Annotated in this window: 9 protein-coding genes, 1 tRNA gene and 1 pseudogene; 3 read left to right on the forward strand and 8 right to left on the reverse strand. The window is 62.4% G+C overall.

Translation table 11 applies throughout. The features are described 5' to 3' along the window. Window positions 1-127: pseudogene (locus A2J03_RS31760) on the forward strand (redox-sensitive transcriptional activator SoxR); the annotation flags it as partial. Here the strand turns inward: A2J03_RS31760 and A2J03_RS21195 are convergent. After that, entirely contained in the window at window positions 122-964 is an 843-nt protein-coding gene (locus A2J03_RS21195; RefSeq protein ID WP_068377966.1) for an SDR family oxidoreductase, read from the reverse strand. The pseudogene A2J03_RS31760 and the gene A2J03_RS21195 sit on opposite strands and share 6 nt — an antisense overlap. Window positions 965-1,064: 100 nt before the next feature. Between A2J03_RS21195 and A2J03_RS21200 the strand changes: the two genes are divergently transcribed. Continuing rightward, complete coding sequence (locus tag A2J03_RS21200) at window positions 1,065-1,664, forward strand: sulfite oxidase-like oxidoreductase (protein ID WP_068377978.1); 600 nt, start codon at window positions 1,065-1,067, stop codon at window positions 1,662-1,664. Further along, a complete protein-coding gene (locus A2J03_RS21205; protein WP_068377968.1) occupies window positions 1,634-2,380 on the forward strand; it encodes a ferredoxin reductase in 747 nt (248 codons plus the stop codon). Before A2J03_RS21200 ends, A2J03_RS21205 begins: the two co-directional genes overlap by 31 nt. Before the next feature lie 2 nt (window positions 2,381-2,382). Here the strand turns inward: A2J03_RS21205 and A2J03_RS31245 are convergent, their stop codons facing one another. The 7 genes from A2J03_RS31245 to A2J03_RS21235 form a co-directional block, all read right to left on the reverse strand. After that, window positions 2,383-2,553, reverse strand: coding sequence for a hypothetical protein (locus A2J03_RS31245; protein ID WP_197480896.1), 171 nt, complete (start codon window positions 2,551-2,553; stop codon window positions 2,383-2,385). Between the two features lie 44 nt (window positions 2,554-2,597). Further along, on the reverse strand, window positions 2,598-3,263 hold the full coding sequence (locus A2J03_RS21210) for a ScbR family autoregulator-binding transcription factor (protein WP_231912638.1): 666 nt from the start codon (window positions 3,261-3,263) through the stop codon (window positions 2,598-2,600). 202 nt (window positions 3,264-3,465) lie between these two features. Further along, a complete protein-coding gene (locus A2J03_RS21215; RefSeq protein ID WP_068377972.1) occupies window positions 3,466-3,903 on the reverse strand; it encodes an effector binding domain-containing protein in 438 nt (145 codons plus the stop codon). Continuing rightward, the gene (locus A2J03_RS21220; RefSeq protein WP_068377980.1) at window positions 3,900-4,355 is read right to left on the reverse strand and encodes a GyrI-like domain-containing protein; all 456 of its coding nucleotides are present in this window, start codon (window positions 4,353-4,355) and stop codon (window positions 3,900-3,902) included. Before A2J03_RS21220 ends, A2J03_RS21215 begins: the two co-directional genes overlap by 4 nt. 456 nt (window positions 4,356-4,811) lie before the next feature. Then, window positions 4,812-4,887: transfer RNA gene (locus A2J03_RS21225), tRNA-Ala, on the reverse strand. 62 nt (window positions 4,888-4,949) lie between these two features. After that, a complete protein-coding gene (gene sepX, locus A2J03_RS21230; RefSeq protein ID WP_068377974.1) occupies window positions 4,950-5,756 on the reverse strand; it encodes a divisome protein SepX/GlpR in 807 nt (268 codons plus the stop codon). A 158-nt stretch (window positions 5,757-5,914) separates the two neighbouring features. Further along, a complete protein-coding gene (locus tag A2J03_RS21235) occupies window positions 5,915-6,562 on the reverse strand; it encodes a GNAT family N-acetyltransferase (protein ID WP_068377976.1) in 648 nt (215 codons plus the stop codon). Window positions 6,563-6,739: the final 177 nt, after the last annotated feature.

Consider the following 6,739-nt stretch of genomic DNA (forward strand, 5'->3'; position numbering starts at 1 on the left):
CCGCGACGACCTGACCGGGTGCATCGGCTGTGGGTGCCTGTCACTGTCCAGTTGCGCACTGGCCAATCCGGGTGACGAACTCGCCGACGCGGGCCCGGGCGCTCGAAGACTGGACGTCGATCTATGACGGCTTCTTCAACAGCTTGCTGAACTGGTCGTTGGCCTTCTGCAGGACGAACTCGTACGGCGGGGCGAACTTTCGTGCCCACCAGTACGCGAACCGAATGTCGTTGGACGAATACACGAGGTAGCGGTTCTTCCGTATCCCGACGAGGATGGCGTCGGCGACGGTCTCGGGTTCGACAGCGCGTTGCTCGAAGCGGTGCTGCAGCTTCTGCACTCGCGGATCGTCGCGATCGACGCCCGCGATTTCGAGGGTGTTCACCAATCCCGTCTTCACTCCCCCCGGTACGACGAGGCTGACGCCGATACCGTGCCGCTTCAGGTCGTAGCGCAAAACTTCCGATGCGCCGCGAAGACCGTACTTGCTCGCGCTGTACGCCGCATGCCAGGGCAGTGGAATCAGACCCGCTGCAGAGGACACATTGACGAGATGGCCACCGCGACCGGCTTTCACCATCGGGGGCAGGAAGTTCTCGATCACGTGGATCGGTCCCATGAGATTGACGTCGATCATCGACTTCCAATGTCGATGCTCGAGATTCTCTACGGTGCCCCACGCAGAGATGCCGGCGACATTCATGACGATGTCGAGGCTGTCGACCGATTCGTGGACCTCGGTGGCGAACGCGGTGACGGCGTCGTAATCGGACACATCGAACGCAGCGGACTTCACCACCGCCGAACCCGCAGCGGCGACTGTCTCTTTCAGACCCACTTCGTTGATGTCCGTCAGGTACAGCTCGGCGCCTGCACGCGCCGCAGCGAGGGCAGTTGCGCGTCCGATACCGCTCCCGGCGCCGGTGATGAACGTCCTCTTCCCTCGCAGGTCCTTGATAGCCATCTCGCGTCGTTATCCCCCACAGTCGAAGAAACTTCCGTTCCTCGCACTTTACGCGTCGGTCGAGTTGTCGCTGGCAGTCTCGCCGGAGCACACTGTACCGATGGCGATCGTGTCGAAAGGGTTCATCGGCAAGCGCCGCGGCAACGAGTCCCGCACTCCGCCCGGCCAATATCTGACCGACGACTTCCCGGTACTGTCTGCAGGTCCCACTCCCCAGGTGCATACCGAGCGGTGGCAATTCAGCATCGTCACGGAAATGGGCGACAAGCATCGGTGGAGTTGGGACGAGATGCACGCGCTCCCAGCAGAGAATCCGACGGTCGACATCCATTGCGTCACCAAATGGTCCAAACTGGACACGAGATGGCGTGGCGTCTCGCTCGACACGTTGCTGCGTGACATCGACACGACAGCCACGCATGTGATGGCACACGGTTTCGACGGGTACACCACCAATCTGCCACTCGACGAACTGCTTCACGGAAAAGCCTGGCTGGCATACGAATTCGATGGAAAGCCACTCCATCCCGAACACGGTGGGCCTGCCAGACTGCTGGTTCCGAACCTGTACTTCTGGAAATCGGCCAAGTGGGTGGAAAAGCTCACCCTCCTCGTCCGTGACGAGCCGGGATTCTGGGAACGCAACGGCTACCACGACTACGGCGATCCATGGCAAGAACAGAGGTATCAGGGAGATTGAAGTGGCGTGTTGCGACCCTCACCGACAAGCGCGCCGAAACATCGACGGCGTCGACGCTGACCTTCGAGGTGGACGGGTGGCCCGGTCACAAGCCGGGTCAACACGTCGACGTGCGCCTGACGGCCGAGGACGGCTACAGCGCGCAGCGTAGCTATTCGATGGCAACTCCGGCTGACGGCAATACAGTCGTCCTGACGATTCAGACCGTGGACGACGGTGAAGCGTCGCCCTACCTCACAGAAATTCTCGAGGTGGGTGAGCAGATCGAACTCCGCGGTCCGATCGGAGGCTGGTTCGTATGGGACGCCGCAAATCCCGCGCCCGTACTCCTGCTCGCGGGCGGATCGGGCATCGTGCCGTTGATGGCCATGGTTCGTGCCCGCGTGCGCAGCGAGCGCCGGACTCCGTTCCGGCTCATCTACTCGGTTCGTTCGGCCGAGGAGTTGATGTACGCCTCCGAACTGAGAACGCTCCCAGGTGGGATCGACGTCAGCTACCGCTTCACTCGTCGGGCACCGGGCAACTACCGAGGACGGGTGGGCAGGCTCATTCCGCAGGACCTCGTCGCCGACGGGTGGCCGGCCGACTTCGCCCCGGCGTGTTTCGTGTGTGGGCCGACCGGTTTCGTCGAGGCAGCCGCGGACATGCTGGTCGCCGACGGGCACCTGCCGCCGCGCATCAAGACCGAGCGATTCGGCCCGACCAATACCGCGTGAATCTAGTGTCTCCGCGACATTTCGTCGCGGTAGTCCGCGACCGTGCGTTCGATCCGTGTGGCGTCGTCCTCGGCACCCCGACGGCGCGCGTCGTCTGCGCGACTCTGCAGCGTCTTGATCGCCTTGCGGAGCTCGGCGTCGGACATCCTGTGTTCTGTGACGATGTGGTTCATATCACACAGTGTCCGCCCGGGGCCGAGACTCCGCAAGCCTGCGCTCAGCCGTGTACGGCCTCGGCGACGAGATCGGCCGATGGAACGAAGCTCGAGAGGCTCCGAGCCGCAAATTCGCGGAAGTACCCGAGTTTGCTCGGCGGTACCAGCGACGGCAGGACGGTGTTCCACACCTTCTCCATGCGTGCAGGTGCACTGCCGAGGGTCGATTGCGCCTCGGACACCATCAGGACTCCGGCAAGCATCTCGCACACGAGGAGAGCGGCGTTGCCCGAGTCCAAATGGTCAGCGACGTCTCCGTGCTCGATTGCTCGATCGAACAGATGCTCGAAAATGTTGCCCCACGTCCCGAACACGCTTCCGCGCGAAGTCTCGGACCCGTCGATTTCCATCTGCAGGCGATACATCACCCGCACCAGCGGGTCTGATGCTGCCAGTTCGAGAACCGAATACGAGATGCCGATGACCGACTCGAGGGCCGGTGACCTGCTGTCCACCAGACCTGCGCAGGCTGTGGACACACGTTCGTGACCTTCGTCGACGATCGCCCGCGCCAGCTCCTCCTTGGAGGCGAAATGGAAATACAGTGCGCCCTTGGTGACGCCGGACTGCGCGGAGACCTGACTCAGCGTTGCATTCGCATGCCCCACCTCGAGAAAAAGATCTGCTGCCGCGCGCAGCGCAGCTGCACGTGTAGCTTCTGCTCTCAATTGCCTAACCATGAACGATCACCCCTGACCAGTTGCCTACGATGACACCGACGCCGCCTTGCGTGGGACTGCAGAAGGCTTGTTCGAACCCGTTGTCTCGAATTCACGAACCCCGTCGACGGTCCGCTGTTCAGCACAATACTAACCAAAAACGTGTCTCGATTGTGATTTTCGAGTGACAACTGGGTGACACATTGCCCGATCAGATAACAATAGATATATAAAGTTCCACTTTGCCGGAATTTGTAACGACTTCGATGTCCTCTTTATAAGCGCGAAACAGCTCACCATTCGAGGTGGCGTCGTCGACCTGCGTCCAGACGTCCTCGACAGGATCCTTGAGCAGCCCGTCGGGCACGAATACGGCGAACACCCCGCTCGGTACCTGCACGAAGACGTCCCCGACGGGGACTTCGGTCGGCGACACGTACGGCACCGCCACCACTGCGTTGTAGTCACCTGCTGCATCCGGCACGAACACGGTGCTGACGTCCACCTCCCGGCCAGGGTGACGGTCCCACATTCGTTCACGTAAGAACCTGAAGAGCTCGCTGGTGCTTGCCTCGACGCCCGGCGCGATCCGGGGTGCCACCAGGCCACCGAACAGTTCCGCGCTTCTCGCGGTCACACGATGACTCACGACGCCGACCCTGCCTGTTCGATCGACAGGTACAGGTCGATCTTGTAGGCATGCGGATAGCACTCGTAGTCTGCGGTGAACGTTCGAGCGATCTCGCGCTGCTCCTCTGCATGGTCGATCTGCTGCCACAACCGCACCATGACGTCCGGGAAGTGGCCGACCGCCGAAAACTTCGCGTATCGAGCACGCGGAACCTTTGCGATCAGGTGCCCCCGCGTGACCTGGCTCAACGACGAACACTGATAGCCGACGATCTGCGTGTTGTACGAGCCGATACCCGGCGCGAAGTCGGTGTAGATCGATGCCAACGAACCGCCGATGTCCTGCTTGAGGACGGAAGACCAGGCCAGATCGAGTGCCGGATCGTTCAACCGCCCCAGCGCCCGCTTGGGGCTACGGACTGGCAAACCAGCAACCCACGTTTCGTCGAGGTCGACAATCTCGAAACCCATACAGAACTCCACATACCTCATGGGCGCGACGTGAAGTCCGCGGCCGGGATGACGCTTCCCCAAATCGACGTCGACCATCAACTCTGACTCAGCTACTGCTCGGCAAGACTACCGGTCGACTTCGGCCCCGGCGTACACACCCAGGGGGTGGGCCCGAAGTTGCGAGCGAGTAGGGCGCGGTGACGCCGAACACAGCTGACGCCGTACTGCCCGGCGCCGTGACGGCAAGGGCTGAGAATACCAATCCGCTAAACGGGCGAACGGTTTGTAATGACCCCGAAAACCAATTCATGCGCAGGACAAAGCGCGCCTATTCCGCATGTGCATAACTTGCCCGGAAAGCGACCCTGACAAGACGGACTCGTCATTAAGGGCATCGGCAATAGATATGAATTAATCGAATGTCGCAATTGCGAGGAATTAGAATATTGCAATTTTAGGTTCAGCAAACCCGTGTGGTGGAGCTGAGGGGAATCGAACCCCTGACCTTCTCGATGCGAACGAGACGCGCTACCAACTGCGCCACAGCCCCTTCTTGCGGTCCTGCTGCAACCGCTGCGCAACCTTATCAAAGGATGCACGACGCCTGGGACGTCAGGCCCCAGACGCTCGTCGGATGTTCTCGCTCACGGGAGCCTGCTGCTGGAACGGCTCGTCGTAGTGGTCGAGGTGATCGAACTCCGGGTCCTCGTCGTCGATTTCGAGCACGACAGCACCCGGACGGCGCAGGCGTTGCGGAACGAGTTTCAGTTCGTCGTCGGTGCGCGATTCGACGCCGAGTCGCGAGCGGCCCATCCGCGTCATGCGCCGGCGACGGATCTCTTCCTCGATCTGAACCTGTCGACGGAGGTAGTACAGATACGCACCCATGGCCACCACGGACAGGCCACAGACCCACCACAGCACGCCTGTGACGATGACCGCGAGCGCAGCCGACGTGATGGCAGCGAACACGAGTCCGAGAACGGCCCGTTGGCGGAACGAATACCGAGCAGCACGCGCGATGGCGTCGGCCTCGGGGTCGAAACCTCCGCGGCCGCGACGGTTCGGAACGTAGTCCCGATCGCGTTCGTCGTCCGCGTCCCTCGAATCGGTGTCGATCTCGGCGCTTGCGTGAGTGTCCATCGGGTCCTCCGCGTCGGTGCTCGGTGCTGTGCGCCCGAATACAACGCGGGCGGGTGCCGAAACACGCTCGTCGTACTCGGGACGCCAATCTGGGTCGCTCGCATGTCCGGCGGCAGGACCGCGTGCGGTTCTCTGGGACCCACCGCGGTGTAGAACGCGGGTGGCCAGGGCTACATCGGAGGTCTGCATGATGCGCGGACGCTTGCTCATCATCATCGGAAGCAGAACGAACAGCCAGATGACGACCAGACCGATCCAGATGATCGAGTTGGGCATCGTTCGCGCTCTCTTTCGACAAATAGCAGGCTGGTTACATCGGTGACGTGATCAGGCTATGCGGAAGCTTCGGCCGAACCGCGTAGACGCGCCGACCTGAATTACACACACGTCACTTTAGTCACATGAGTCTCGAGCACGACGAGACATGTGGGGCGTCATGCCCAGGCGGCTCGGCCCGTCCGCACCAACCGGTCTGCGACCGATCCCTGCACTTCGCCCGACGTCATCGCGACGAGAACGTGATCACGCCACCGACCGTCGACGTCGAGGTAGTTCTTCAGCAAGCCTTCTTCACGGAATCCGACATTGCGCAGCACGGCCTTGCTGGGAAGGTTCTCCGGCCGAACCGTCGCTTCGACGCGGTGAAGGCCGACGCCTCCGAAGCAATGGTCGAGCCCGAGCGCCAGCGCTGCCGTCGCAACACCTCGGCCGTTGACCTCCTTGGCGACCCAGTAGCCGATCCAGGCGGACCGCAACGCGCCCCGGACGATGTTGCCGACGGTGAGCTGACCGCAGAAGTCCCCGTCGAGTTCGATTGCCATCGGCAGCATGTGGCCCTTGCGCGCCTCCGACTTCAGACCCGACAGAAGGCCCGGCCATGCGGAGATGTGATGACGCGCCGCCCAGGAACCCTCGCCGGTGGGTTCCCACGGTTCGAGGTGCGCGCGGTCGGCGAGCCTGATACGGCTCCACGCCGCTCCATCACGCAGCCGGACAGGACGAACGGTCACGTGGCCCGCAGCGACGGTCAAAGGTCCCAGTTTCGCTGGCCAACCAGGGTGGCTCGACCACGTACTCGGCATCTGTCGACATTAGCGCCTCCGGCGCAGTGGCACGAAAAAGCGTCCCCTGGTGCACTAAACCGCGCCACTGGGCCGGAGGCCCAGCGGCGTCGGGCAGCGGGCGTTGGGAGTCGAGCAGCCTCAGCCCCGCTGCGCGAGGAACGAGACACCCACCTCTTCGCCGGTACGGATCTCGGT

The sequence above is a fragment of the Rhodococcus sp. EPR-157 genome (assembly GCF_001647195.1).
Taxonomy (GTDB): domain Bacteria; phylum Actinomycetota; class Actinomycetes; order Mycobacteriales; family Mycobacteriaceae; genus Rhodococcoides.